Raw genomic sequence first — 25,748 nt, forward strand, 5'->3', positions numbered from 1 at the left:
TCTTAACTCTTCCAATGTTGTGCCTTTTCGGTCACGCACACAACGTGACCCCTTATGCTTGCGCCGACATTCAGGATCAGATGAACTTGATCTGCGTCTTGACACCAAGCATCCACTGATTACGCAAATTCCGCTGTGCGTTCGGGTGGATGTAATACTGAAGATCCGGCGCAATCGTAATGTTCTGCAATAGACGAATCTGATACAAGGCTTCGAGAATAAACGCGTCCTCCTGAACAATCGGCATTGAGCCTGTTCCGGGTTTTTGCTGTATCAAGGGATGCTTTTGCGCGCGCGTGATGTGATGTGCAATACGGGTATAGGCCAGATTGAACGCAAACATGTCATTGGGACGTTGCTTCATAAGGCCCCGCACCATGACGCCGAATGAATATTGCGCTGCACGAAGTGCTGTACGCGGGTTATTCCAATAAGCGCTGGCAAGAATTGTGAGACCGGCATCAGGACCCCGTCCTGCAAAACGGATCAGCTGCTGATCGGCCATCACCCAGGTTGACCAGGAACCATTGACAACGCGCGCTGGCGCACCGGTCAGGCCAAGCACTTCACCATCATGATCTTCGAAAAGACTGGTATGGGGTGCGGTATCATAAACGAAACCGACTTTGTAATGGCCCGGCAACACGCCCCCTCTTCCCGCATGAGGCTCCCATGCGAGTTCCAGAGGAATTGCCTGACCGTCAATAGTCGCCCCGTTGAATTTGAAGCCGCTCCGCATCTGTGAAAGCGCATATTGGGATCCTGCCTGTGTCAGATAGACACCTGACTGAAGCTGGAGAGCCTGCGAAATCTGCACCCGAAAACGGGCGCCCCAGGTCGCTGTCGGAAAAGCTGCGTGGGCTGTATTATCGCTTGCCGCCCTCGGATTGCCGCAAAACGCAGCATTCATGAAATTGCAATAAAGCGGGTTAGCCGAGAAATCAGACAGAAACGTCATACGTCCTACCGCTGCATTGACACGGTCATAGAACATGGATCGTTCAATATATGCAGAAACCAGATGAATAACGACGTTGCCGACCCCTCCGTAGGTAGCCTGGCTTGGGGTCAGATGATCACCGAATTTCCGGCTCGTCGGTGCCCCATAACCGCTGGCAAGTATGATATGAGTCGACACACCGGAAAATCCCGCCAGACGTTCCCAATCGATATCATTGCCATAGGTGACGATACCAACATTCCCAACGCCCTTCTTCAAAGACGGGTCCGGGTCGCTCAGCATGCCCTGCATTTCGTTTGTATTCTGGATATGCAGGACGATACCTCTCTCGCTCAAAGCCGCGAGGCCAGCCTGAAGCCTGTCTGCACCGGCAAGGGCCGGACGCTGCAGAATGACAATAGCCACAAGCAGAAACAGAGGGGCCGTTAGGGATATACCACGGACACGGCATGTCATCAGGTTGGTTCCTTTTCCGTGCTTGACGTGTCCGGGCTATGACATCGGTTTATGGCATTTTCCAGTAATCGATCCCACTGCAACGATTTGTCTGTTACGCTTGCCAAATCTTTGCATTTAACACGGGAGAATCAGGATGAGCGACCACGCATACTGGCAGGTCGACGTTTTTGCCAAGCAGGCTTTCAAAGGAAATCCCCTGGCGGTCATCGCCGATGCTGACCATCTGAGCGACGCATGATGGCGCAGATCGCAAACTGGACAAATCTGAGCGAAACGACCTTCCTGCTACGCCCGACAACACCCGAGGCTTCATATCGCGTCCGTATTTTTACCCCGGCTCATGAACTTCCTTTTGCCGGACACCCGACACTCGGTACAGCCTCGGTCTGGGCCTCGCTCCCCGGCAATAGCCATAATGGAACGATCATTCAGGAATGCGGTGTCGGTCTTGTACGCGTAAAAGTAGAGGAGGAACTCTTCTCATTCGCTGCACCACCCAGAAAGAAAAGCGGCAGGTTGAACGATGCTGAATATGCCCAGCTCTCGCCGCGCTCAATCTCACATCCGAAATGGTGCTTGATGCAGCCTGGGGAGATAATGGCCCCGGCTGGCAGGTTCTGCATTTACGTGACCAAACTGTTCTCCGTGGCATCAAACCTGACTGGCAGGCGATCGGTGAAGCAAAATACGGCGTTGTGGCCGCCTGTGCCGAAGGCAACGAGACGCAGTTCGAATTGCGCGCCTTTGCAGGTGGCGGCCAAGGCTATGAAGATCCGGTGACAGGCAGTCTCAACGCTTCCATCGCGCAGTGGCTGATCGAAAGAGGAATTGCCCCTTCCCGCTATCTCGCTTCCCAGGGCGCAGCGCTGGGTCGTGATGGACGAATTGTCGTGGAGAGCGAAGGCAACACAATCTGGATCGGCGGTTCGGTGACACCTCGCATCACCGGCACAATCTCGATCTGAACAGAAAAAGCGGCCCCTTCCGGAGCCGCTTTCCTGATCTGCAGGCGAACAGATCTTACGGGATCAGAACCGTCTTGATGGATTTGTCGCCCTTTTTCATCAGGTCGAAGCCTTCCTTCCACTGGTCCAGCGGCAGGGTGTGGGTCACCACGCCCTCGACCGGCAAACGACCATCGGCAATGGCAGCAATCGTGAAGGGATAGCAATACGGGCCAAGATGCGAACCCAGAACATCCAGCTCCTTGCGATCTGAAATGATCGACCAGTCACAGGTCACTTCGTCACCGAACACACTGAATTCCACGAAGCGGCCGAGCTTGCGGATCATGTGCAGGCCCTGACGAACACTGGAGGGATGACCCGTTGCCTCGATATAGACATCGCAGCCATAGCCGTCCGTCATTTCCTTGATCCTGGCGACCACATCTTCTTCAAGCGGATTCATCACGATATCCGCGCCGAATTTCCTGGCAAGATCCAGGCGGTCCTGCTTGGTGTCGAGCACGATCAGCTTGCTTGGATTCTTCAGACGCGCTGCACCCACCATACCCAGACCCAGCGTACCGGCACCAGCCAGAACCACCACATCGTCGAGCTGGATATTGGCGCGGTTCACGGCGTGAACAGAGCAGGCATAGGGCTCGATCAGGGCTGCCGCATCAAGCGGCATGTTCTCGGGAACACGATGGGTGCGCGATGTCTTGGGGAAGCGCATGTACTTCGCCATCGCGCCATTGGTGTTGTTCTGGAAGCCGTACAGATCATGTCGTTCGCACATCCAGTACTGACCGCCCTTGCAGTAGCGGCAATCATCGCAGGGAACGATCTGCTCGCTGATCAGGCGATCGCCGATCTTGTACTGGCTACGAAGGTTCTCACCGATTTCGACGGCGCGACCGACGAATTCATGGCCCGGAATCATCGGCGGCTTGACGTAGCGCGGCTGCTCCTTGTCGCCCCAGAAGGACGGTGCGCCGAGGAAGCATTTGATGTCACCGGCGCAGATGCCGACAGCCTCGACTTCGACGATGATGTCATCGGGACCAGCGCGGGGAACATCCACCTCTTCCCAGCGATAATCGCCGGGTTCGTAGGCGACGACGGCCTTCATCCTGTTCGGCAGGGTGACGCTGCCTGCTTCTTTCTGCAGGGCGGCCATATCGGGTGTGAGGACTTTGTTCATGATCTTCGGTCTTTCAGAAATAAGGCTGATCAGGCGTTGTGCTTGCGCGCCGGAGCCTCAAGTTCTTTGGCAATGGTCTGAAGGATCAGGCAGCAGGAGGTCGCGCCGGCATCGAGGACACCGCGTGAACGCTCACCCAGTCGGCTGGCACGACCGATACGGGCCACCAGATCGATCGTGGAATCTCGACCGCGCTCTGCCGCTTCCGACAGCGCAATCAAGGCATGCTCGAATGACTTTCCATCATCCAGAGCCTTGTGAAACGCTTCCACAGACGGCTGCAGCGTATCGACAAGCGTCTTGTCACCCACCCGGGCATTCCCGAGACTGTTGATGCCGGCGAGCGCGCCATCGAGCATCTGGGCGAACAGCTTGCCGTCGAGAAACTCGACATTGCGCAGAGGGATCGCCATGCCCTCGAAGAAGCGTCCATAAAGCGGGCCCATAGAGCCGCCAATACCGGCCATCAGGGAGTCTGACAGCGCATCAAGGCCTTTCTCCATGACCGGCGGGTTGGCGCCCAGAGCCTCACCGCAGCGGGCAAAGCCCTTGGCCATGTTGATACCATGATCGCCATCGCCGATCTTGCCGTCGATCTCGCTCAGCCAGTCACGCGCCTTGACGATCGCATCGACCAGAGCCGGGATCACCTGTGTGGTTTCACCAACAGGCACACCGCTCCTGGGCACGTATTTCTCACCCGTCGGCGCCTTGACCAGAGCCTCGACCGGATCGGCCTTTGCGGCTGGTGCTTCGGCGGCAGGAGCAGCGGCGGCACCGGCACCGACACGCACAAGGCCAATGGATTCAGCCGGAGCGGCCATTAGGCGGTCCAGCTCTTCATCGGTCTTCATGACCGTCAGCGTAGCGCCCTTCATCTCGAGCGAGGTGAAGAGATTGCCCACGAAGCGATGCGCTACCTCAATACCCTTCTCCTTCAGGAGATCGGCCACATCGGCATAAAGCACATAGAGTTCAATGACAGGCGTGGCGCCGAGCCCCGAGAGCAGCACTGTCACGCGATCGCCCCTGCCAAAAGGCAGATCAGGCAGGATGTGCTCAAGCATCAGTTTGGCGATGTCGCGCGAGCGACCCAGTTCCTGAACCGATACGCCAGGTTCGCCATGATGGCCGATACCGACTTCCATCGTGCCGAGTTCGATAGCGAAATTCGGGTGGCCGTTGGCGACAATGGTGCAGGGCGTGAGGCCCACACCAATCGATCGGGTATTGGCAATGGCCTTGCGGGCCACGGCAATCACTTCATCCAGCGAGGCGCCCTCTTCGGCACGGGCACCAGCGGCCTTCCACATGAGGATTTCACCGGCGACGCCACGACGACGCTCGGCTTCGCCGGAAGGAGCCGAGGCCACATCATCAGTAGCGACAACCGTCTCGACCCTGATTCCTGCCTGCTGCGCATCACGCGCGGCCATGCGCACATTCATGGTATCGCCGGCATAATTGCCAAAAAGACAGGCTACGCCTGCACCCTTGTCAGCCTCTTTCATGGCGTCAAGAAAACTGACCGCCGTTGGTGATGAAAAAATCTCACCAATCGCCACGGAGTCAAGCAGACCCGTACCAACATAGCCCAGGAAGGCAGGTTCATGGCCCGAACCACCCCCTGTGATCACACCAACCTTGCGACGCCCTGTATCTCTGGCGCGCTTGATGACACGCGGATTGGCTGTCTCGGCAATAATGTCAGGATGAGCGAGAAGCGCTCCCCGTACACCATCTTCTACCACCCATCGGGGTCGTTGAAGATGCGATCCAGTTTTGGCCGTCCAGCATGGGACGGCGATGTAGCCGCACCCCCATGTCCGGCATGTGCTGCGTGAACGAAAGACTGATCCATCATGGGCCCCATACTCAGTGCCAACAAAACACTCTGTGCGTCCAATCGTCTTAACCATAACACGCAACATGCGTAAAATCACACTAATGAGAGTGATATTCGTGATATAGTTTGTTGAATTTATATGTCTCCCTCTCCGTCCCGCTGACGAGCTCAGTGATAGGTTTTGCACCCAGAAAGACCATAATGATCAATAGGTTTTCACCAGAATCCCAAGCCGGACACGGCCAAACCATCCGGAGACGGATCAGTCCCAAACAGAACAGATGTTATGTTTGCGCTGATACAACAGCTTAAGCAAAACAGATTGTCACCCTCTGGATCCGGAAGGCCACACATGAGTGATTTGAGGTATTGAATATAGATTTCATACAAATCGTATTGACTAAATAAGAATTTGAATACGTATTGTTTTTTGAGTTTGTGAATAAGTAATAATTATTAAAAACCAGAAAAAGGCTCTCAAGGGAATCCATGTCGCAGGAACACCGTGCCGTAATACTGCCCTTGACCACCGCTCAGCGGGGACTCTGGATGACACAGTTTCTCGCCCCGAAAGGGTCCAGTCTCAATATCGCCGAGGCAATTCACCTAGATGGCGATCTGGACGAAACACTTTTCGTGGAAACCTTGTCCCGCGTGCAAGCCGAGATCGAGACCCTGCGTACCTCCATCATGAAAACGACCTCCGGTCCGGTCTATGTGCTTCATCCCCGAGGTACACTTGTCTGTCCGACAGTAGATTGTCGCCTTGAGCGCGATCCCCTACTCTATGCGCGGGACTGGATGCAGGCACGAATTCGAGCCCCGATCGATCTGGAGCAGGATCCTCTGTGGCAGAATGCCTTGCTCCGCATAGGCCCTGCCCATCGAATCTGGTTTCACTGCTGCCACCACGCTGTTCTGGATGGCTATGCGGGGGGCATGGTCGTGACACGTGTTGCCGCCATCTACAGTGCTCTTGCCACAGGATCAGAAATACCGGAGCCACATTTTCTTCCTCTTGCCACCTTACAGGAGCAGGAGATGGCTTATCGTCACTCATCGCGTTTCGCGACCGACAGACAGTATTGGCGTGAGACTCTCAGAGACACTCCCGAACCTGTGTCCCTTTCACTGCGCCCCCATCGTGCCACGAGTGGAGAACTGGGCGGCGCAATCACACGGGCTATCCATTTACCTGAATCCCTTGCAAACGCACTTGGAGCTCTTGGCAAAACGCATGATTCGACTCTGCCGCAAACCCTGACGGCCCTCATCATCAGCTATCTGTATCGCCTGACCGGAGAAGACGATCTGGTGGTCGGTATGCCTGTCAGCGCCCGCGCCAATCGCAGCTTGCGACAAACTCCCGGCATGGTGGCCAATGCCGTTGCCTTGCGTTTCAGGTTGACCGATGCAACCAGTTTCGCCGAGCTGATCGTCATGGCCAGACGGGCCATGCGTCACGCACTGCGTCATCAGCAATATCGTTATGAGGATATGCGCCGTGATCTGGGCATGTTCAGCAATACCACACAACTCAGTCGTATCGGCATAAATATTGAACCATTCGATTACGATCTATGCTTTGGCAACGTGACATCCCGTAACGAAAACCTCAGCAACGGCGCAATGGAAGATCTTACCTTCTTCGTTTTCGACCGTCGTGACGGCACAGGCTCTGCATGCAATGTGACGCCAATCCCGCCCTTTACACAGCAGATGAACTTGATGCTCATCTTGCTCGTATTCTTCACCTGACAGAACAGCTTCTTGCCGCTCCAGACCGGAAACTGCTCCAGATTTCTCTTCTGACCGCACAGGCACTTACTGTTCAGGCAGAACGCCAGACCGCAACACGGCGTCACTGGCCGGAAATGAGCCTGGGCGCGCTACTCGCATCAGGTTTGGAGACAGGCAAGGGCATGGTCGTTTGTGACGGACTGGGCGGCCTGACGAGGGACGCCTTTCATCGCCATCAGCAAGTGATCATGACGTTTCTGAATAATTCAGGAATCGGACCAGGCAAGCTCGTTGCTCTTGCCTTGCCTCGTGACAGACGCATGATGCTTTGTGTCGCGACCATCGCTGCAACAGGAGCGGCTTGGTTACCTATCGATATTGAAGCTCCCCAGAACCGTGCTCGACTCATTCTCGAGGATGCCCGCCCTGCTCTTGTGCTTCTGCCTGACACCGACCATCTCGGATGGGCCTGCGGATATGAAGCCTGGTGTCTTGATGCCTTTGAGCTCACGCCCTGTCGGATAGCTGCAAATACGAAACCACTTGGAAAGATCGGTACTGTGCCGCCTGATACGGCATATGTCACCTATACCTCTGGCACGACCGGGCGCCCCAAAGGAGTGATTATCCCCAGAAAAGCGCTTCTCAACTTTCTGCACAGCATCCGCGAGACACTGGATTTCGGCTCTGACGAGACTCTTCTCGCCGTGACCACCTGGACTTTTGATATTGCCGTGCTGGAGATACTTCTCCCTCTTGCAAGCGGTAGTCGCTGTGTCATCGCCTCCTCTGCAGATGTACGTGACCCCGGCCGCCTGACAGCCCTGATCCGTACTCACCGGGTAACGGCGATGCAGGCCACTCCTACTTTATGGCAGACCCTGTTCGGCACAGCGGCAAGCGAAGCATTGCAGGGCCTGCTTCTTCTGAGTGGCGGGGAATCCATGCCTGCCCATCTGGCACGACAGATGAGCAGCGTTGGCAGGGCCGTCTACAATCTTTATGGACCGACAGAAACCACGATCTGGTCAACCGCCCATCGCCTGGCTCCTGACGAGCCGGATACACCACCTGCAGGTCGACCTCTGGCCAATACAAGGCTTTATATAACTGACCGGTCAGGTGGCCTTCTTCCTGACGGAGTAGTAGGTGAATTGATGATTGCAGGCGATGGTGTCGCCACCGGCTATCTCAATCGTCCTGCTCTTACTGCAAGTCGTTTCGTACCAGATCCCGAGAGCAGTACGGGTGCCTTGGCCTACCGCACGGGAGACCGTGCCGCACTGGATTCCCGGGGGCTGCTCAGCATTCTCGGCCGGCTGATCAGCAGATAAAGATACGGGGAATGCGTATCGAACCGAATGAAATCGAAAGTACATTGCTCAGTCTGCCTGAAATTCTCCAGGCCGCGGTAATGATTGAAGAAAGCCCCAAGCGCGATCAGCCTCTGCTCGCAGCTTATCTTGTGCCCGCCATACAAGGCGCCAGACTTGATCCTGCACAGATCAGGCGAGCACTGCTTGGCCTTTTGCCGCCACAAATGATTCCTGTACGTATTGTCAGTGTTGATGCGCTTCCCCGCATGACAAGCGGCAAACTTGATCGTGCGGCATTACGCGCATTGAAAGAAGAGACCCTGCCCTGCAAGGTAGTCTACGCGAGCACACCTGCAGAACACATGCTTGCGCAATTATGGAGCGAATTGCTCGGGCTCGACCAGATCGACATCCACACAAGTTTTTTCGATATGGGGGGAGACAGCATCATGGTGGTACAAATGATTTCTGTCCTGTCGGAGCGAGGGTATGTGCTGCCCGTAGGGCAGATTTTTGCTTCACCGACAATCGCTATGCTCGCCCCTCTTTTCGAGGGGGGAGCCATTACCTGCGATCCGTTGGCCTCATGTCTGCCGATCAGTACACAAGGCCGTGGCGCTCCCATTTTCTGTTTTCATCCTGTCATTGGCATGAGCTGGAGCTTCAATACACTCGCACCGCTCCTGCCACCATCGCATCCTGTTTACGGGTTGCAGAATGCGGGCCTCCTGCTGGCAGAAAATACTCCCGAAACATTGCATACGCTCGCGCTGCACTATGTGAATGATCTGCGAAAGCTTCAACCGCAAGGGCCATATCATCTGATCGGATGGTCAATGGGAGGTGTCATCGCGCATGAAATCGCAACGATACTCCGAAAAGAAGGGGAAGAGATTGCCCTTCTGGCCATGCTTGATTCCTATCCAAGTTTGACAGACGGTACCGGCAAGGAGTTGGACAGCGAACAGACCGTACGTGCCGCTCTCGGGTTTCTCCATCTCGAACCGGCTCAGACCACTCCAATACCGGAAACGCTGGATGGTCTGGCCGATCTTTTTCTTCACACACTCGATACCACCCTGTTACCGGATCTGCCGACACAGGATCTTACAGGACTGACCGGCCTCGCCGAAAAACTCCGCCTTGTCACACGACGTAATATCGAAATCCTGCTGACCCATCGCCCGACACGAAACGATGTCGATATCCTCTTTCTGCGTGCCGCTCTCAAAGGCAACATGGAAATGCTCGAGGCCTCCATCGATAATCCCCTTTCCTGGGGCGCCTACACATCAGGCCGTCTTGTCGTCCATGATATATCTTGTCGTCATGGCGACATGCTGCTGCCGGGTCATGTCGAGACAGTGGCGCATCTGATCAATGCCAGCCTGCCACCCGACCATAATGCCTTGACCAACCTGTCCGCAGCCTGAAAACCCGTCGAGCCTGTCATGAATATCGTCATTTTTACAATCGGCACACAGGGCGATGCACGTCCGTTCGTTGCACTGGGTAGAGGCCTGAAAGTACGCGGCCACAAAGTGTGCATTGTCACTTCGACGCGACACAAGGCGCTGATTATTGATGGGGGCCTCGATTTCACGCCTATTGAGTCAGATTTCGCCGATCTCATGGCGCAGGAACATGCTGCCATGGACAAGGGAAACCAGCTGAGTGTCGGTCGGCAGATGGCCAAGGCGCTGTGCGACTGGATGCCTCTCTGGGTGAGACAGGCAATGGAGGCGAGTCAGGGCGCAGATCTGATCATTGGTTCGGGGTCGGGTACGCCTCTTGGCGCCTCGATTGCGGAAAAACGCGGCATTTCCTTTGTTCAGGCGCAATTCATGCCCATGACCCCGTCACGTTCCGTGCCACCACTCTGGCCCAGTCCGGGCCTGCGCCTGCCGGGTCTGATCAATCTGGGGCTGACTCATGCGGCGCGCTTTCTCATCTGGCAATTTCTCTCCTCGCCTGTTGCCCTTATGAGGCGTGAACTGGAGCTTCCCCCGATCAGATGGACGGGCCCCTGGGCGGAAACGGATGGAAACGGAAGAAAACGTTATCTGCTTTATGCTTTCAGCCGCCATCTGCAACCACAACCCGCCGACTGGTCAAAAGAGCGGATCGCTGTAACAGGAAGCTGGTTTTACGATCAGACCAGCACATGGCGTCCCACTCCGGAGCTGGAAGCCTTTATGACCTCGGGCCCTAAACCCCTCTATATCGGTTTCGGCAGCATGATGTGCGGCAATCCCGAGGCCTTTACAGATCTAATTCTCAAAGCGGTACGCCTGACCGGCAGACGGGCTGTCATTGCTACCGGCTGGGGGGCACTCAGGATTCCTGCAGATCAGGAGGAAGAGAGCGTATTCTTTATCGACAATGCTCCACATGACTGGCTCTTTCCGCGCGTCTCCATGGCAGTTCACCACGGTGGTGCAGGCACGGTGGCGTCTGCGGCTCGCGCCGGCCTTCCCCAGATCGTCATCCCGTTTCTCGCTGATCAGTTCTACTGGAGCTGGCGTCTGCAGGAAATCGGCGTAAGTCCGGTTCTGCTGTCACGCAAGACGCTCACTGCCGAAAAGCTCGCCTTGGCCATCGGACGGGCAGGATCACGATCGTTCGTCGAGACCGCATCCAGACTTGGCGTCTTGGTCGAAGAGGAGCATGGCGTGGATCGTGCCCTGAAAACTCTCGAAAACTGGGGACTTTTACCCGATCAGAACAAGCTCGAGACACCACGGGATGAAGAGGCAAATCCATGAGCCAGGAGCCTGCCACATCACCTTTCCCTGCTATCGCTGCTGAACAACTGGTTAAAACCTATAATGGAAGACGGGTGGTGGACAGGCTCTCTTTTACGGTCAATGCTGGAGAGATTTTTGCCTTCCTCGGCCCTAACGGCGCAGGGAAGACAACTACAATCAAAATGCTCACAACCCTGCTGCCACCCGATGAGGGACGCATTCTGATCAATGGCGTTGACTCTGCCCTTAACCCGATGGAAGCCCGCCGCCATTTTGGCGTGGTATTCCAGGATTGCACACTGGACCCTGCCATGACGGTTCAGGAAAATCTCTGGATGCACTGTGCTTTCTATCGCATACCACGTCCGGAACGGCCTGCGCGTATTGATCATGTGCTTGCTCTGTTCGGCGTGACCGACCGTCGGAACAGCCTCGTCAGCACATTGAGTGGGGGCCTCAAGCGACGGATCGAAATTGCACGCGCCCTGCTCCATCGACCCGCCCTCATTTTTCTGGATGAACCAACACTGGGTCTCGATCCTCAGAGCCGTCGTGTTCTCTGGGATCATCTGAAGGAGCTGCAATCACGTCATGGCACAACCATTTTCCTGACAAGCCATTACCTGGACGAAGTTGAACGATATGCCCAAACCGTGGCCGTCATCAAAAACGGGCAGATTGTGACACAAGGTGCTGTGAGCATGATCATTGACAAGGCAAGACACAACTCGCTCGAAGAGAGCTTTCTCTCTCTGACAGCAGAAGACGGTTCGACAGCATGATCGATGTCCTATTCTGCCTTTGGCTCAGACAGGTCAGAGGTTTTCTGCGCGCCAGAGGTCGGGTTGTGTCTGCTTTTGCCCAGCCCTTCATTTTTCTGGTCGCTCTTGGTCTGGGCTTTGCTCCTGTCTTCCGCAAGGCGGGCGAGGGCGATTATTTCACCTTTCTGGCTCCGGGAGTCATTGGAGCAGGTATATTGTTCAACGCCATCTATTCGGGGGCCGATCTGCTCTGGGACCGGCAATTCGGTTTCATCAAGGAAACGCTCGTTTCTCCGGTTTCGCGGCACTGGATCCTGCTGGGCAGAGCTCTTGGCGTTGCCAGCGTAGCCTTAATTCAGGCCTTGGTAGTAGGAATGACCTGCCTTGTCCTGAGTGCTACATGGCCGGGTTTGGGTCAGTGCCTGACAATATTTGTCTTTGCTCTGCTGGTGGCCTTACTATTTGCTTTTTTCGGCTCCATTCTGGGATCTGTCATGAGCGATGCGCAGAGTTTTTCCCAGATCGTGAATTTTACTGTAACCCCGATTTTCTATCTCTCCGGTGCAGTTTTCCCGCTGGAAGGCCAATCCTCCCTGATCAGGGGTCTGGCTTTCTGCAATCCGCTCACTTATGGCATTGATGGCATGAGAGGTGGTTTGAGCGGTCATTATATCATCGCGCCATCAGTATCTTTCATAATCCTTGCCTTCTCGACCCTGGTCACAGCCTGCATTGCGCAATACGCTTTTTCCCGCATTAGACCCTAGGATCGGGTCAAATCGTCGTAGCCCCGCCTGAAAGAGCACCATAAGATTGACAGCAAGACCAGGCACGGCGGGACTGATTCCCGCTAGAGTCAGTCCGGCGATGAATACCCCTGTTCCCGTAATCAGCCCTGCCATGAGGCCGATCAGAAGACGACACGGGGAAACTCGATATCCGGATATGCAAAGCAGCACCGCAGGCAGAAGCTGCACAAGCCCGACATAGAAAAGACGATTAAGCGTGACGATCAATGTCGTCTGAAAAGCTGCAGTTATGACTGACAGGCCCAGATACAGAGCGATTATTCCAAGACCCAGACGCTTTTGCGCATCGACCGGCACACGCGCAGGATCGAACGGGTGACAATGGCTGCCAGACTCAGACAGACCGCCCCCAGCCAGACAAGAGCCGTGAGCGCGACGGCACCGGCCACAAGACCAGACAGCCAAGCAGGCAGCACAAAAAAGGCAACCGAAAGAAAGACGGCATCAGGATGGGTCATGACCGCAGGATGGGTCAGGCCGTAGGAGGCCACCACAACGAGAAGGGGAAAAAGCACCATATAAAGGGGCATCCAGATTTGCGCCCGACGTATCGTTTCAGGATCACGTGCCGAAAAAACGGCTGCTATGGCTTGTGGCGCTATACAAAATCCGACCGACTGGATGAGGATGGTACTGACAATCATGACGCAGGCAGCAAAAGGATGCGGCCCCGCGCCATGAAGCGCCTGTTCAACCGGTCGCACAGCCCCTGCCGACCAGTGAAACACAGCGGCCAGCGCAACACCGGATATGGCAATCAGGATCAGAAAATCCTTGAGGACAGCCGCAAGTGCCGCACCACGCAATCCCGCACTGGCTACAAAAAGAAAAGCCAGCACCGCAGCAACAGAATAAAGCAGAGGTGAAGAAACAGGGAGCGCCAGTGCAGAAAAGACCGTACCCAATCCGATGAACTGCATCGTTCCGAGCGGCAGCATCAGAATGACCAGTACACACCCCGTCACACGGGCCACAAGGCGGCTTTCGAAATACCCCCCCAGCAGATCGGGCAACGTGATCGCTCCAAAACGCTGACCGATTTGCCAGAGCCTAGGATAGAGCAATGTCCCGACGGGAAATGCGAGCAGAATATAACCTATGAACCAGAGCGCGACATCCACCGAGCCACTGGCAGCAATGCCCCCTGGAAATCCGAGAACCGAGCCTATGGAATAGGTTTCACCCACGGAGAGGAGAAAGAACAGAACGGCTCCGAATTGCCCGCGTGCGGCAAAAAATGCACGTGGATCTCCGCCCGAAATGCGCCGCGCTGGAACAAGAGAAAGGCACAGGGCAGTCATCAATACAAAAACGAATACTGCGAGACTCATTGCTCAGTCTCACGTGCACGAAGCATTGCCGAGACCGCAAGGCAGAGAGCCGTCAGAGGCAGACAGAAAAACAGCCAGAGCAAAAGGACGGGCAAACCGAGAATATGGAACGGGACCCCATACAGAAAGGGTATTGGCGCCAGCACCGCAACGAAAGGCAGAGCCAGAAAGCCATGCCACAACCGGATAAATCTAAAAAAGACAGTCATGGCGTACTCTGGACACGGAAAGAAAGATCCCGGGTATAGAACCGGCTCTCGCCAGCACGCCAGTACCACACCCGATTTGAAATCAGCCTTACAACTCGGCCCATTGACGCAGCAGATTGTGATATGTGGAGGTCAGCCCCAGAACACCCGGATGATCATCAGGCAGGGCCTTGCGGGTCTCCATGATCGACCGGTCGAAATCATAGAGCAGTGCGCGTCTGGTATCATCACGCACCATGGACTGGCTCCAGAAGAACGAGGCCCAGCGGCTCCCGCGCGTTACCTCACTTACACTATGCAGACTGGTCGAGGGATAGACCACCATGTCACCGGCAGGCAGCTTTACCCTCTGTTCACCGTAGGTATCCTGAATGACAAGCTCCCCACCATCATATTCGTCGGGCCCGGTAATGAAGAGTGTAGAGGACACGTCAGTACGTATCCTGAAACCGGTCTCGGGAACGGGGCGGATCGCATTATCGACATGTGCCCCGAATTTCATACCGATATCGTATCTGTTAAAAAGGGGCGGAAAGACACGCAGCGGAAGGGCCGCGCTGTTGAAGGTGGGATTACGGCCCAGAGCGCGCAGCACAATCTCACCCAGCTCACGCGATTCTGCCGAATCCTGCGGAACCTGCAGGTTATTCTTTGCCTTGGCCGATTGCTGACCCGCCGTCACCTTGCCATCCAGCCAGGCCGCCCTCTCGAGCGTCTGTCTGCAATACTGCAATTCCTCCGGGGTCAGGACATTGGGAATATGAACCAGCATCGACGCGCTCCTTGGGAAATCGAATTCTTGTAATTGAGAATGAATCTGATTAACACATAAGAGCCACAGGGTTACAGCCCGTAACAAGAACCGATGCGCCCTTTCAACGGGCAGCCGCAATATCAGGAGAGCCCCCATGGCTACGCCAGCCGGCGATCTCGCCTCACTCCCGTTTACACCATGGGAAATGTTCCTTGGTGCCGGTCCTGTCGTGCGGTGCGTCATGCTGCTGCTGATCGTTGCCTGCATTGTCAGCTGGGTGGTCTTCGCAGCCAAGACAGTCGAGATGATCCGCGTGAGAACGGCGCTGGCCAGAACCGAAATGGCTGTTGAAGACGCCGGCTCGCTTGATACCGCACACCAGCTCTGCCCTGATATCGGCATCGTCAAGGCACTCCTGACGGCGGCGTCGAATGAGTGGATACGGTCGGCCGATGTTCTCGAAGACCGTGAGGGGTTGAAAGAGCGCATCATGCTGCATCTCGAACGTCTTGAATCAGCTGAAGGCCGACGTCTGATGCGCGGTACCGGCATTCTGGCCACTATTGGCGCTACAGCACCTTTTATCGGCCTTTTTGGTACGGTCTGGGGTATCATGACCTCTTTCACAGGTATTGCGGCCACCAAGGCAACAAGCCTTGCTGTCGTGGCGCCTGGCATTGCCGAGGCTCTGCTTGCAACAGCGATTGGACTTGTGGCAGCCATTCCGGCCGTCGTCATCTATAATTACCTCTCCCGCCAGTGTCTCGGCTGCAAAGCGCAGGTAGGCGATCTGACCGCGCTGATCCTGCGCCTGGTCTCGCGCGATCTGAGCCGCCTCCATGTGCAGAACGGTAGTGCACGGGTTCTGCCTTTTGCTACAGCCCGCGCAGAGCAGGTCGGGCGCTAACCATGGCCCTACGCATGCGCCATGCGGATGATACCGCACTCGACGCCCACGAACTGAACGTTACCCCCCTGATTGACGTCATGCTCGTCCTGCTGGTCATCTTCATGGTGACAGCGCCCCTCAGTACAGTGAATGTGCCGGTCGATCTGCCTTCTTCGACGCAAAAGCCTGCACCGCGCCCGAACAACCCGGTTTTTGTTACCGTGAAGGCTGATCACAGCCTTGCTCTGGGTGAAGACGATGTCAGCAACGAAGAGCTGCCAGTCAGATTGATGACGCAGACCAATGGCCACAAGGACGAACGTATCTTTCTGCGTGCCGACAAGACAGTCGATTACGCAACACTGATGAAAACCATGGATCTTTTGCGCAAATCCGGTTTTCTGAAAGTTGCGCTGGTCAATCTGCAGGGTCAGGAGGAGGGTGAGGAACAGTGACCGCCCGCGATCTGCGCAACACAATGCCTCTGCCTGCTCACCGCCCCCAACTCCGTGCACATGACTCGGTGGGCGTTCTGCCTTTCCGGCAGGTCTATCAGACGCATCTGCAACATGAAGCCCGTCTCGGGCGACGTTACGGTGCTGCGCCGCTGCCGGCATTACAGTGATCACTGTATTGGCGATCGGGCTGGTTATAACGCTTCCGGGCCATACACCTCCCCCTTTTTCACCGCCCCCTGCCGCGATTGCGATCGATCTTGCTCCCGAACCGGCCAGTGTCCCTGCCCCCCCTCAGGAACGCCCACCTGGCCCGCCGCAAATCACGACTCCTGAGCCGCCGGTTCCCGAAAAACCACCTGAGGTAATGGCGCCTCCGTCACCAGCGCCCCTGCCCCCTGTCCCTGTGCCGGAGAAGATCAAGATCAGACCTGTGCATCACAAAGTCGCGCCATCGCCGCCGGTGCCCAGGCATTTACCGCCGCCAGTACCGACACAATCCACGACCGATGCGGCTCCCCCTCCATCCGACGCTCCCCCTTCAACCGTATCAGCCACGAACGCAAAAGGAGCCCCATCGTCACGCGAAGCCTCCCAGGCCAAGGAAAGCTGGCAGGGCAGGATACTGGCCCGCTTGAGCGCTTCAAACGCTACCCCGCCCAGGCCCAGACCGAGCATCAGGAAGGCGTACCCATGCTGCGCTTCACCATGGATCGCAAGGGACATGTGCTCGCCGCTTCTCTCGTGCGTCCGACAGGCTATGCGTTACTCGACGAGGAAACCCTGGCTCTGATCCGTCGCGCCGAGCCATTGCCCGAGCCTCCCGAGACGATCCCGGGTTCAACGCTTACCCTTACTGTTCCGGTCGAGTTCTATCTCGACGGGCACTAAGCCCGCCCCCGGCAAAGGGTTCAGGCAGCCCTGTCTGTGATCACATGCCTGCAAAGGCGATCACAGTTTACCACCCGGACCTGATTATACCGACAGGCATTCTTGCCAGAGGCGGGGCTTGTCATCAGAATGCCGCGGCATGACGGTATTATACACAAAGATATCTTTATGGCCCTGACAAAGCCCCCGGTTCCTCACGGCGCAGCGATATCTGATGAATCGCCGGGCTGGCATATCGTCACGCAAGAAAATATTTCCTGCCTCGTCCTTTACGGCTCTTGGGTCAGCCATAACTCTGCCCTGCCGGAATTTTCGGGCCGCGAAGCCGATCCGGGATCGACCCTGAAATGCGACATAACAAAACTGTCGAGCTGGGATACCGGATTTATTGCGTTTCTCTGGGATGTAAGGCGGTTCTGCGATAAGGCGGACATCGTTTTCGATACCGGAGCCCTGTCTCATCCCATGCAGCAATTGCTGGATCTGTTGCCGGACCAGGAAGCCCCGATAGCTCCAGCCCGTACAGCGAGGTTGCCTTTTCTCGATGCCGTTGGTGTCAGATCAATTGCTATTCTGGCCGAAGTCGGCACGGTAGCCACACTCGCCGGACGCACGGCCATTGCCGCTTATCGCTCTCTTTTCGGCAAGGCCAGCCTCAGACGCAACGATCTTCTCAGTGATCTTTTCAACGCGGGTCCCTCTGCACTTCTGATCGTCGGGGTCGTCAATTTTCTGGTGGGAGCCATTCTGGCCTTCGTAGGTGCGGTACAGCTGCAGAAATTTTCCGCTGGCATTTATGTAGCCAGCCTCGTTGGCATTGCGACGGTGCGTGAGCTGGCCGCTGTCATGACTGCCATCATTATGGCAGGTCGTACTGGCGGCGCTTATGCAGCGCGCATCTCAACCATGCAGGGCAATGAGGAAATCGATGCGCTAAAAGTTTTCGGCATCTCGGTTTCGTCCTATCTCATCTTGCCCGCGGTGCTCTCACTCGTTTTTACCATGCCATTCCTGTATCTTTATGGCTGTCTGATTGGCATGCTTGGCGGCTATTTTGTCGCCATCTCGATGCTCGATATCACGAGCCTCGGCTATTTTCACCAAACGATCATCGCCTTCGGGGTCGGCCAGTTCATCTTCGGTTTCCTGAAAAGTATTGTTTTCGGCGCCTTTATCGGGTTAACGAGCTGTCGCATTGGCCTGAAGGCCGGGCGATCCGCTGCTGACGTGGGAATTGCCGCAACCCATGCTGTAGTGATCGGTATTGTCGGTATTATTGCACTCGATGCGCTTTTTGCCGTCATCGCCAATAGCGTGGGGATCTGATCCAATGGCAGAAGATCCCGTCATGACCATGCAGGATGTTACCCTGGCCTTCGGGCCAAAGGTGATCCAGTCCAATATTTCCCTTTCAGTCAAACGCGGCAGCATTTTCGCTGTCATGGGCGGATCGGGCTGCGGCAAATCGACGCTGCTCAAGAGCATGATTGGTCTGCTCCGTCCCAGCTCCGGCCAGTTTCATGTGGGTACCCAGGACTACTGGGCGGCAAGCGAGGCACAGCGTACGGAAATCAATCACCGTTTTGGCGTTCTGTTTCAGAGCGGAGCACTCTGGAGCTCGATGACAGTCGGCGACAACGTTGCCTTACCGCTCCAGATGTTTACCAGTCTTGACCCACGCGCCATCAGACGTCTGGTCGAACTCAAACTGGCTCTGGTTGGCCTGCTTGATGCCATTGATCTGACACCTGCCGAAATCAGCGGTGGCATGCGCAAACGTGCAGGACTGGCCCGTGCGCTTGCCCTAGATCCGGATATCCTGTTTTTCGACGAACCCTCGGCCGGTCTGGACCCCATCACCTCAGCACGTCTCGATGATCTGATCCTGAATCTGCGCGACGGACTCGGAGCGACAATCGTCATCGTCAGTCACGAGCTTCCCAGCCTGTTCAGCATTGCTGATGACGGCATCTTTCTTGATGCCATAAGCAAACGTCCGATCGCCTTCGGTTCACCACGCGATCTGCGCGATCACAGCACCGACCCACAGGTCCATGCCTTCATGAACAGGCAACGCAACGAAGAAGGAAACGCATCATGAACAGATCAGCGCTTGTCGGTGCGTTCGTTCTCGGAGGGATGGCCCTTATGGTCGCCGCCTTCGTCTTTTTCGGCAATTTTCATCCTTTTACACATACAGACCGGGCCGTCCTGATTTTTCGAGGCTCGACAAACGGCTTATCTGTTGGCGCCCCTGTCAATTTTCGCGGTGTGCAGGTAGGCGCCGTTGATCGCATTGCCATCGCATACGAGCCCAAAACGCGCGAAGCGTTTATTCCGGTCTATGTCACACTCAAGAAAAACGGCATCATGATTGCCGGAGAGAAGCACGGCCATATGCCAGGCCTGACTGAAATGGTGGCACATGGATTGCGAGGGGAAATCAACCTGAAGAGCTTTGTCACCGGCACCTCCCAGATCGATCTGGATATCTTCCCGGGCACGCCCGCGATCCTGCATCCGGAACTGACCGACGAAACCGAAATCCCGACGCAGAAATCCTCGATCCAGGCCATTACAGACACATTTACCCATATGCCCCTGCGTCAGATCGGCGATGATGCGGCGGCTACACTCGCTCTTGTCCATCATCTCGCCGAAACACTTGATCAGCGGCTACCCGCTCTTGCAGAGAGCCTGCAGGAAACCTCTGATCACAGCCGTGCCACGGTGGATGCAGCCCATGACATGATCGCAACACTGCAACCGCAACTGCTGACCACGTTACGAAGCGTCGATCGCCTTGTTGCCGCAGGAACTGAGCAGCTTTCATCTCGCGGCCAGGAGCTGCACTCATTGCTGCTTACCAGCCGTGAAACCATGTCAAATGCCAACAAGACCATGATCGATCTGCAAAGCATCACCTCGCGCCGTTCGATTGATCGCGCCAATCTGGATGCCAGTCTTCGTGACATCGCTGCAGCCGCGGCTGCACTGCGCGGCTTTGCCAATGATGTCGAACGGAATCCGCAACTTCTGCTGACAGGACGCCGCCAATGAACATGCGCCCTCTTCTCTCTGCGCTTGCCCTGGGACTGCTTTCGGCCTGCGCCTCGGCACCGGTCCAGTTCTACACCATTGCGCCCAAAGCGAGCGACATGACGCTGCCGCAGAAAAATGCCCCCGTCATCTATGTGCCACGCCTCTCCCTGCCCGACTATCTCGACACACAGGATATCCTTGTGCGTGATGGCAGCCGCCTTGTTCGCAGCAGTAACGGACGCTGGGCAAGTCGCCTGTCGCAATCCGCGACAGACCTGATTGTCGCCCGCCTGTCGCAGAACTGGCCCCAGAAAATGGTGACAGCCTATCCGCCAATCGACACACCTGATGCGCGCCTTGGAATTACGATCGAGCGCCTGGATCTGCTCAAGGAAGGACAGGCAACCCTTCTGGCATCATGGAGCGAGTTGCCGCGCGACGAAACCAGCCCTCCTCTGCAGGGACATGCAACCGTCAGTGTGCAGGGAAGTGTTGCAGATGACGCAGCCAAGGCAGCCCTGTTGCAACAGCTCTTCGAGCGGCTTGCCGACAAGATTGCCACCAGTCTTCCGCCACGCTGAAAACAGTCGCGGGGTTTATCCCGCGACAAGCTCTCTTAGAAAGCCGCCTGGATACGGCTGCCTATCGCATTGATCGAGCGCCCTCTGGTATTCACGCTGCCAGCCGTCTGCGAACGGGTTGCATTGATATGGCTGTATTGCAGCTGAATGCGATAATGCCGGTTGATGTACCAGTTCAGCCCCCCTGACCAGACAGTCTGAACGCCGCCGCGTACCCCGCCGGTTATCGCAGCCGGAATATCCTTCAGGATGTTGCTGTCAAAATCCATCACGCTCCAGCGTCCAACCAGTTCCAGGGCGCCCCACTGATTGTTCCAGAGATCAAAATCCTCTTTCGGAGCCGGTGCAGAAAAGGCCGCATCCTTGGGGCTGTAACGGCGCGGCTGACCAAAAAGCGTGTAGCTTCCTGCTACGTAATATCCCTCAAAGCCCAGATTGGGCGCGGGCCCCTTGCGTCGTGCGTCGGCCGTACGATCAACCCCGATATGATAATACTCCGCCTGTATCAGAGCCCGGTCATAACGAAAGGCCAGTTCCGGTCCGACAGCCCATACCTTGCCAACATCGGCGATGGTTCCGCTGGAGATCAGACGCTCATTCGTCAGTCGCGTCTCTGGACGATCACTGAGGGAAAGGACACGCCCCTGTGATGTCTGGTTACGCTTGAATGACATGGTTGATGACATGCCCAGATGCACATCCATGTGTCTGGTGGCAACCGGGCGACCCGCAACACGCAACAACCCACCCATCTGGCTGTCGGAAACCGTCGGATCATTGGTGCGATCACCATAGGTCTGGCCTGTAAGATAGGCCCCGAGATACCAGCGGTTCTGATGTGTACGACCACCGATGCTCAACCGGGTATCACCAGCAGCAATCAGACGTACGACCTCCGAAACTGACGCACGTTCCATCAGGATAAAGCCGTTTGAGGACTCCGAATCCTGCATCGTCACACGTGGCTGATAATAGCCGACAGTAAACTGCGAATTGTGAATACCGCTATAGACCATATTGGCTTCGTACAGACCCGCTGTACCATCGACCGTACGTCCCCATTCAGGAGTAAGATTGGCCAGAAGATTGCCGTAGCGCCATGTCAGGGGCAGACGCAGACGACGTGCGTTTTCATTCATTTTGGGGAAGCGGCCCGTCTGCCCCTGCGCCGATCCACCCGAAGAAGGGAAACCGCCTATATCAAGATGCATGACAAGGCCGACCGAAAAGGCATAGAGCCCGTCACTCGAAGCAATAGTCGGGCGGCCTGCCGGAAAGCCGATCCTGATCCCGCCTATATCGACCGTCTCTGCCGTGCGTGTGGCACGTCGGAAATCAGCCAGGGACATGTTCAGACCGTGATCAGGCGGTGGAATCAGATGGGTATCATAAGCGACCTGAGGGTTGGACGGCCTGCCCTCACCTTTGACTGGAGCCGAAGCAAGCTGAACGGGGCCGGATGTCGCCGGAGCATTCTGTAGCGGAGCAGACACGGGTTTCGACGCGGCTGATGGGGCAGAATTCGCAGGAGCAGGAGCAGACTGGGCTACTGCCTGGGCTCTATTCGATATGGCAACGCCGGAGTGCTCGGGCCCTGTCCGCCGTGAGGCCTGTAATACACCACGGGGAGCGCGCATTCTACTTCCCGCGTCCTCTCCATGAGAAGAATGGGCCTGCGCCAGTTCAAACTGACGTCGCAACGTCCGCTCTTTCGACAATTGACGCCGCAAATCGGTAATCTGGCTTTGCATCTGGGCGCGCATTTCCAGCATCTCACGTCGCAAGGCGGCGATATCGTCAGACTGGCTTGCTGCGAAGGCAGAGACAGGAAACGTTGCACTGCAAAGCAGTAGCAGGGTGGTCAAATGGCGCACGCGATAGGCTCGAAACACTCTGAACGGGGCTGGCTGCGCGCAGATATAGATGAAACCCCGAATCAGTCACTCCTATTTTTAGTGACAAAACTTTCCACGAATAAGAAATATTTTGTCATTATTTCGTGATATTCAGACTTTGATTATTGTGTCGTGAGATCTTAGGTTATTTTGGTGACATCAAAGCCGTTGAGACCAAATTCACAAAACCAATTAGTTTCAGAGTACCGTTAGACTCGGACAAAATCTTTATCGATTTTAGCAGGATTTCTACACTGTAGAAAAATCATCCTTAAATTAAACATCAAACAACACCTTTCCTGAGAAGGGGTTAAACTATACAATCTATTGCATCCGAATATACGGTAAAGTCCATAAATTTTAGCAGGTAACATATAAATATTTAACAAGTTTGATATGATATTGGAATTCACTTCCAGTGATAACCTATATTCAATGATGATCCAGAGAACAGAACCAGGAAAAAATAGATATTTTCCTCAGTTTTTTCAATACGGAATGGAGAAAAATCTCTTTGTTGAGTATGATATCAAAAACAATAGCCTAGTCTTTTCTAAGGATGATGCAGATGTAGTAACAAGGAGGATATTCGGAGACCTAGAAAAACTCAACCTACCTGAGATCAACGGATATAATACTGGACATTTCATTACATATTCTATAATTAAAATGGATGGGCTGTTGTAAGAGAGGTAACTTATTTATATCTCCCAGACTAGGTCCTATTATCTCTTGAACGAATATTAACACTGCACTCATTCGTATGATGCTGTTTTTGTTTCCCGGTGATAAGTGGCGGATCGCGTTTTCAGTCGACTGCACGGCAGCGCAGCACTATAATCTGGACATCGAACCGCACTCCACAAAGTGCGATGCCCTATTACGGTCAGTACGCCTGGATATTGTGATTAATCCCCTCCCTTCGGCAAGCGTGCATTTTCGTACAACGAATTTGGAAAAGACCCGTGAAAAACAAACAGTCTTCCGTTGAAATGGCTTGGGAAACGCCATGTTTCTTTGGAACACAATATCGACTACGTCCAATGGGTCTGAAGCGGTAAAAGCGTGTTGGAAGATAAAATTCTTTCCAAGACTCTGGACTATATCAAAAGCTTTATCTTCGATGACGCCCGATATATTGATGATTTAAATAAATTTTTGGATAAATGATCATGTTGTCATTATTTACTGTTATGTTCTCAATATTTTCTTTACTAATTTATTCGTCAAAATCATATGCAGAAGAAACGAAATGCTATTTTCCGGATATTCCTTCGTTTTTCGAGGGGAAAACCCTTCCGAATGGACAGCCTGCAGATCTGTCTTTTGCCGACTATCGGACTCTTAACCCTAAAGGAGCTGCATTATTGCTGAACTGTGCTAAAACTTTGTATAAAAACGCAGATTTGTCACAGTTCAACGATGCGTCTCGAAAAAGACTTAATCGTACCATGGATACTACTTGGCAGCTTCACAACACAGCCGCAACTGCTCAGAAAGATGGGTATATTGCTTTGGGAGGCAACTCGGATATTGGAGGTGCCAATGATTTGGGAACGATGATCATCGACTCACATAAGAAATTGGTGGCGATAGGTCTTCTCTTTAACACGAGAGATAGAATCGACGAAAACGAGAAAAACAATTATTTTTACGCGAATTTTTTATTCATTTATGATTCATCTGATTTTGTAGATAAAAAGTTTATTGCCATAAATGAAATGGATTCTATACTCAATATAATAAATGAAAATACTTATGGTACTTTTGTTTTCGGGAACAAATATTTTTTAGGGTCCAGTCTTCGATTATAGAATATACCTTTTAGCTGGTAACATTGGAAAACCGATGATGCCAAGCGAGCGTGCCTGAAGATTACCGATCTTCACTGACATCATACAGTGAGAGCAACAATACAATTCCGTCAGACCAGAACTTGCCTCTTGATCAAACAGGGCAATTACTCCTTTTCCCATCACATCACGTACAAAAGGCACTCCTACTGCAGACGATAAGATCCAGTCCGGATATCCTTCCGGAACCTCGGATTATATCAAAAGCTTTATTCCCAGTAGCAATAGATAGATATATAGATACTCTAAGAAATGTAGTGGAGTAATAATTATGATAAAATCGTTTGTAATCGCATCTATATTGTCTTGTTATGCAATATTTCTATCTAAAACATATGCGGACGATACAAAATGCTATTTTCCGGATATTCCTTCTTTTTCCGAGGGGAAAACTCTTCCGAATGGACAGCCTGCAGATCTGTCTTTTGCCGACTATAGGACCCTTAACCCTCAGGGAGCTGCATTATTACTTAGATGTGCTAAAACTTTGTATAAAAATGCAGATTTATCACAGTTCAACGATACGTCCCGAAAGAGACTGGATCGTACCATGAATACTACCTGGCAGGAACATGACACTTCAGCAACAGCTCAGAAAGACGGGTATATTGCTTTGGGAGGCAGCTCGAAGATTGGAAGCGCCAATGATCTGGGAACGATGATTATCGGCCCAGATAAAAAACTGGTAGCGATAGGCCTTCTTTTCAATGAAAAAGATGGCGTCGGCGACAATGAGCCGCTTAATTATTTTTCCTCGAACTTCTTATTTATTTATTATTTTACTCCATTTGAAGATAAAAAACCCATTACTATATCCAAGATAAGTATGATAATCGATACTATCAACAAAAATATTTATGATAGATATGTATTGAACAATGAGTATTTTATAGGATCCAGATTTTAATTGTAAAGCGTATCCGATATCACTGAAAGAGTGATGATGTCATGCCAAACCAGCGTACCTGAAGATCTTCGATCCTCACTGAAACCCTATAGTGAGAGCAAACATGTAATTCAGTTAGACCAGAACTTTCCTCCTGATCAAACAGGGCAATTAC

General features: G+C 54.1%; 26 protein-coding genes and 1 pseudogene. 19 read left to right on the forward strand and 8 right to left on the reverse strand.

Features of this window, described 5'->3' with window-relative positions:
- Positions 1-76: 76 nt before the first annotated feature.
- Positions 77-1,417 (reverse strand): carbohydrate porin, encoded by a 1,341-nt coding sequence (locus JCM25354_RS00980; protein WP_025884623.1) that lies wholly within the window; start codon positions 1,415-1,417, stop codon positions 77-79.
- A gap of 136 nt (positions 1,418-1,553) precedes the next feature.
- On the opposite strand from JCM25354_RS00980, the gene JCM25354_RS23230 reads away from it, so the two are divergent.
- From JCM25354_RS23230 to JCM25354_RS22870, 3 genes and pseudogenes are all read left to right on the forward strand, one after another.
- Entirely contained in the window at positions 1,554-1,658 is a 105-nt protein-coding gene (locus JCM25354_RS23230; protein ID WP_369345705.1) for a PhzF family phenazine biosynthesis protein, read from the forward strand.
- Positions 1,658-1,834 (forward strand): annotated as a pseudogene (locus JCM25354_RS23235) (PhzF family phenazine biosynthesis protein); the annotation flags it as partial. The gene JCM25354_RS23230 and the pseudogene JCM25354_RS23235, both read left to right, overlap by 1 nt.
- Positions 1,835-1,989: 155 nt before the next feature.
- On the forward strand, positions 1,990-2,385 hold the full coding sequence (locus tag JCM25354_RS22870; protein WP_279379522.1) for a PhzF family phenazine biosynthesis protein: 396 nt from the start codon (positions 1,990-1,992) through the stop codon (positions 2,383-2,385).
- 55 nt (positions 2,386-2,440) lie between these two features.
- On the opposite strand, the gene JCM25354_RS00990 is transcribed toward JCM25354_RS22870, so the two are convergent.
- Together JCM25354_RS00990 and dhaL are read right to left on the reverse strand one after the other, a co-directional pair.
- The gene (locus tag JCM25354_RS00990; protein WP_025884624.1) at positions 2,441-3,568 is read right to left on the reverse strand and encodes an MDR/zinc-dependent alcohol dehydrogenase-like family protein; all 1,128 of its coding nucleotides are present in this window, start codon (positions 3,566-3,568) and stop codon (positions 2,441-2,443) included.
- A gap of 29 nt (positions 3,569-3,597) precedes the next feature.
- On the reverse strand, positions 3,598-5,319 hold the full coding sequence (gene dhaL / locus JCM25354_RS15705; RefSeq protein WP_051537146.1) for a dihydroxyacetone kinase subunit DhaL: 1,722 nt from the start codon (positions 5,317-5,319) through the stop codon (positions 3,598-3,600).
- Positions 5,320-5,903: 584 nt separating this feature from the next.
- Here dhaL and JCM25354_RS01000 point away from each other — a divergent pair.
- From JCM25354_RS01000 to JCM25354_RS01025, 6 genes are read left to right on the forward strand one after another with little or no spacing between them, the layout of a single operon-like run.
- Positions 5,904-7,172: a condensation domain-containing protein gene (locus JCM25354_RS01000; protein ID WP_025884625.1), complete on the forward strand. Its 1,269-nt coding sequence runs from the start codon at positions 5,904-5,906 to the stop codon at positions 7,170-7,172.
- A complete protein-coding gene (locus JCM25354_RS01005; RefSeq protein ID WP_025884626.1) occupies positions 7,097-8,488 on the forward strand; it encodes an AMP-binding protein in 1,392 nt (463 codons plus the stop codon). Before JCM25354_RS01000 ends, JCM25354_RS01005 begins: the two co-directional genes overlap by 76 nt.
- An 11-nt stretch (positions 8,489-8,499) precedes the next feature.
- The gene (locus JCM25354_RS01010; RefSeq protein ID WP_025884627.1) at positions 8,500-9,903 is read left to right on the forward strand and encodes a thioesterase domain-containing protein; all 1,404 of its coding nucleotides are present in this window, start codon (positions 8,500-8,502) and stop codon (positions 9,901-9,903) included.
- Between the two features lie 18 nt (positions 9,904-9,921).
- Positions 9,922-11,235 carry a glycosyltransferase gene (locus tag JCM25354_RS01015; RefSeq protein ID WP_025884628.1) on the forward strand — a complete coding sequence of 438 codons (1,314 nt, stop codon included), beginning with the start codon at positions 9,922-9,924 and terminating at the stop codon, positions 11,233-11,235.
- Positions 11,232-11,999: an ABC transporter ATP-binding protein gene (locus JCM25354_RS01020; protein ID WP_035446543.1), complete on the forward strand. Its 768-nt coding sequence runs from the start codon at positions 11,232-11,234 to the stop codon at positions 11,997-11,999. Before JCM25354_RS01015 ends, JCM25354_RS01020 begins: the two co-directional genes overlap by 4 nt.
- Positions 11,996-12,745, forward strand: a complete 750-nt coding sequence (locus JCM25354_RS01025; RefSeq protein ID WP_025884630.1) for an ABC transporter permease — start codon at positions 11,996-11,998, stop codon at positions 12,743-12,745. Before JCM25354_RS01020 ends, JCM25354_RS01025 begins: the two co-directional genes overlap by 4 nt.
- Positions 12,746-13,044: 299 nt before the next feature.
- Here the strand turns inward: JCM25354_RS01025 and JCM25354_RS15710 are convergent, their stop codons facing one another.
- The 3 genes from JCM25354_RS15710 to JCM25354_RS01040 all read right to left on the reverse strand — a co-directional run bounded on the left by JCM25354_RS15710 (position 13,045) and on the right by JCM25354_RS01040 (position 15,099).
- Complete coding sequence (locus tag JCM25354_RS15710) at positions 13,045-14,118, reverse strand: SLC5/6 family protein (RefSeq protein WP_051537147.1); 1,074 nt, start codon at positions 14,116-14,118, stop codon at positions 13,045-13,047.
- A complete protein-coding gene (locus JCM25354_RS15715; protein ID WP_051537148.1) occupies positions 14,115-14,327 on the reverse strand; it encodes a hypothetical protein in 213 nt (70 codons plus the stop codon). Before JCM25354_RS15715 ends, JCM25354_RS15710 begins: the two co-directional genes overlap by 4 nt.
- A gap of 88 nt (positions 14,328-14,415) precedes the next feature.
- The gene (locus JCM25354_RS01040; protein WP_025884633.1) at positions 14,416-15,099 is read right to left on the reverse strand and encodes a Fe2+-dependent dioxygenase; all 684 of its coding nucleotides are present in this window, start codon (positions 15,097-15,099) and stop codon (positions 14,416-14,418) included.
- Between the two features lie 136 nt (positions 15,100-15,235).
- On the opposite strand from JCM25354_RS01040, the gene exbB reads away from it, so the two are divergent.
- The 3 genes from exbB to JCM25354_RS21260 are packed head-to-tail and all read left to right on the forward strand — an operon-like array spanning position 15,236 to position 16,595.
- Positions 15,236-15,988, forward strand: a complete 753-nt coding sequence (gene exbB / locus JCM25354_RS01045; protein WP_025884634.1) for a tonB-system energizer ExbB — start codon at positions 15,236-15,238, stop codon at positions 15,986-15,988.
- Positions 15,989-15,990: 2 nt separating this feature from the next.
- Entirely contained in the window at positions 15,991-16,425 is a 435-nt protein-coding gene (gene exbD, locus JCM25354_RS01050; RefSeq protein WP_025884635.1) for a TonB system transport protein ExbD, read from the forward strand.
- Positions 16,422-16,595, forward strand: a complete 174-nt coding sequence (locus JCM25354_RS21260) for a hypothetical protein (RefSeq protein ID WP_159103424.1) — start codon at positions 16,422-16,424, stop codon at positions 16,593-16,595. Before exbD ends, JCM25354_RS21260 begins: the two co-directional genes overlap by 4 nt.
- 268 nt (positions 16,596-16,863) lie before the next feature.
- Here the strand turns inward: JCM25354_RS21260 and JCM25354_RS21870 are convergent, their stop codons facing one another.
- The gene (locus JCM25354_RS21870) at positions 16,864-17,103 is read right to left on the reverse strand and encodes a hypothetical protein (RefSeq protein ID WP_025884636.1); all 240 of its coding nucleotides are present in this window, start codon (positions 17,101-17,103) and stop codon (positions 16,864-16,866) included.
- A 15-nt stretch (positions 17,104-17,118) separates the two neighbouring features.
- On the opposite strand from JCM25354_RS21870, the gene JCM25354_RS21875 reads away from it, so the two are divergent.
- From JCM25354_RS21875 to JCM25354_RS01085, 5 genes are all read left to right on the forward strand, one after another.
- Entirely contained in the window at positions 17,119-17,316 is a 198-nt protein-coding gene (locus JCM25354_RS21875) for an energy transducer TonB family protein (protein ID WP_025884637.1), read from the forward strand.
- Positions 17,317-17,484: 168 nt separating this feature from the next.
- Positions 17,485-18,642, forward strand: coding sequence for an MlaE family ABC transporter permease (locus JCM25354_RS01070; RefSeq protein ID WP_051537153.1), 1,158 nt, complete (start codon positions 17,485-17,487; stop codon positions 18,640-18,642).
- 4 nt (positions 18,643-18,646) lie between these two features.
- Entirely contained in the window at positions 18,647-19,417 is a 771-nt protein-coding gene (locus tag JCM25354_RS01075) for an ABC transporter ATP-binding protein (protein ID WP_025884639.1), read from the forward strand.
- The gene (locus tag JCM25354_RS01080; protein WP_025884640.1) at positions 19,414-20,376 is read left to right on the forward strand and encodes an MlaD family protein; all 963 of its coding nucleotides are present in this window, start codon (positions 19,414-19,416) and stop codon (positions 20,374-20,376) included. Before JCM25354_RS01075 ends, JCM25354_RS01080 begins: the two co-directional genes overlap by 4 nt.
- On the forward strand, positions 20,373-20,939 hold the full coding sequence (locus JCM25354_RS01085; RefSeq protein ID WP_051537149.1) for a PqiC family protein: 567 nt from the start codon (positions 20,373-20,375) through the stop codon (positions 20,937-20,939). The genes JCM25354_RS01080 and JCM25354_RS01085 overlap by 4 nt, the downstream gene beginning before the upstream one ends.
- Before the next feature lie 35 nt (positions 20,940-20,974).
- Here JCM25354_RS01085 and JCM25354_RS01090 read toward each other — a convergent pair whose 3' ends face one another.
- A complete protein-coding gene (locus JCM25354_RS01090) occupies positions 20,975-22,813 on the reverse strand; it encodes a porin (protein WP_148301330.1) in 1,839 nt (612 codons plus the stop codon).
- Positions 22,814-24,006: 1,193 nt separating this feature from the next.
- Between JCM25354_RS01090 and JCM25354_RS01105 the strand changes: the two genes are divergently transcribed.
- Both JCM25354_RS01105 and JCM25354_RS20885 read left to right on the forward strand, forming a co-directional pair.
- On the forward strand, positions 24,007-24,648 hold the full coding sequence (locus JCM25354_RS01105; RefSeq protein ID WP_148301331.1) for a hypothetical protein: 642 nt from the start codon (positions 24,007-24,009) through the stop codon (positions 24,646-24,648).
- A gap of 310 nt (positions 24,649-24,958) precedes the next feature.
- Positions 24,959-25,594, forward strand: a complete 636-nt coding sequence (locus JCM25354_RS20885; RefSeq protein WP_148301332.1) for a hypothetical protein — start codon at positions 24,959-24,961, stop codon at positions 25,592-25,594.
- Positions 25,595-25,748: the final 154 nt, after the last annotated feature.

The organism is Asaia prunellae JCM 25354 (genome assembly GCF_000613885.1).
In the GTDB taxonomy this organism is placed as follows: Bacteria; Pseudomonadota; Alphaproteobacteria; order Acetobacterales; family Acetobacteraceae; genus Asaia; species Asaia prunellae.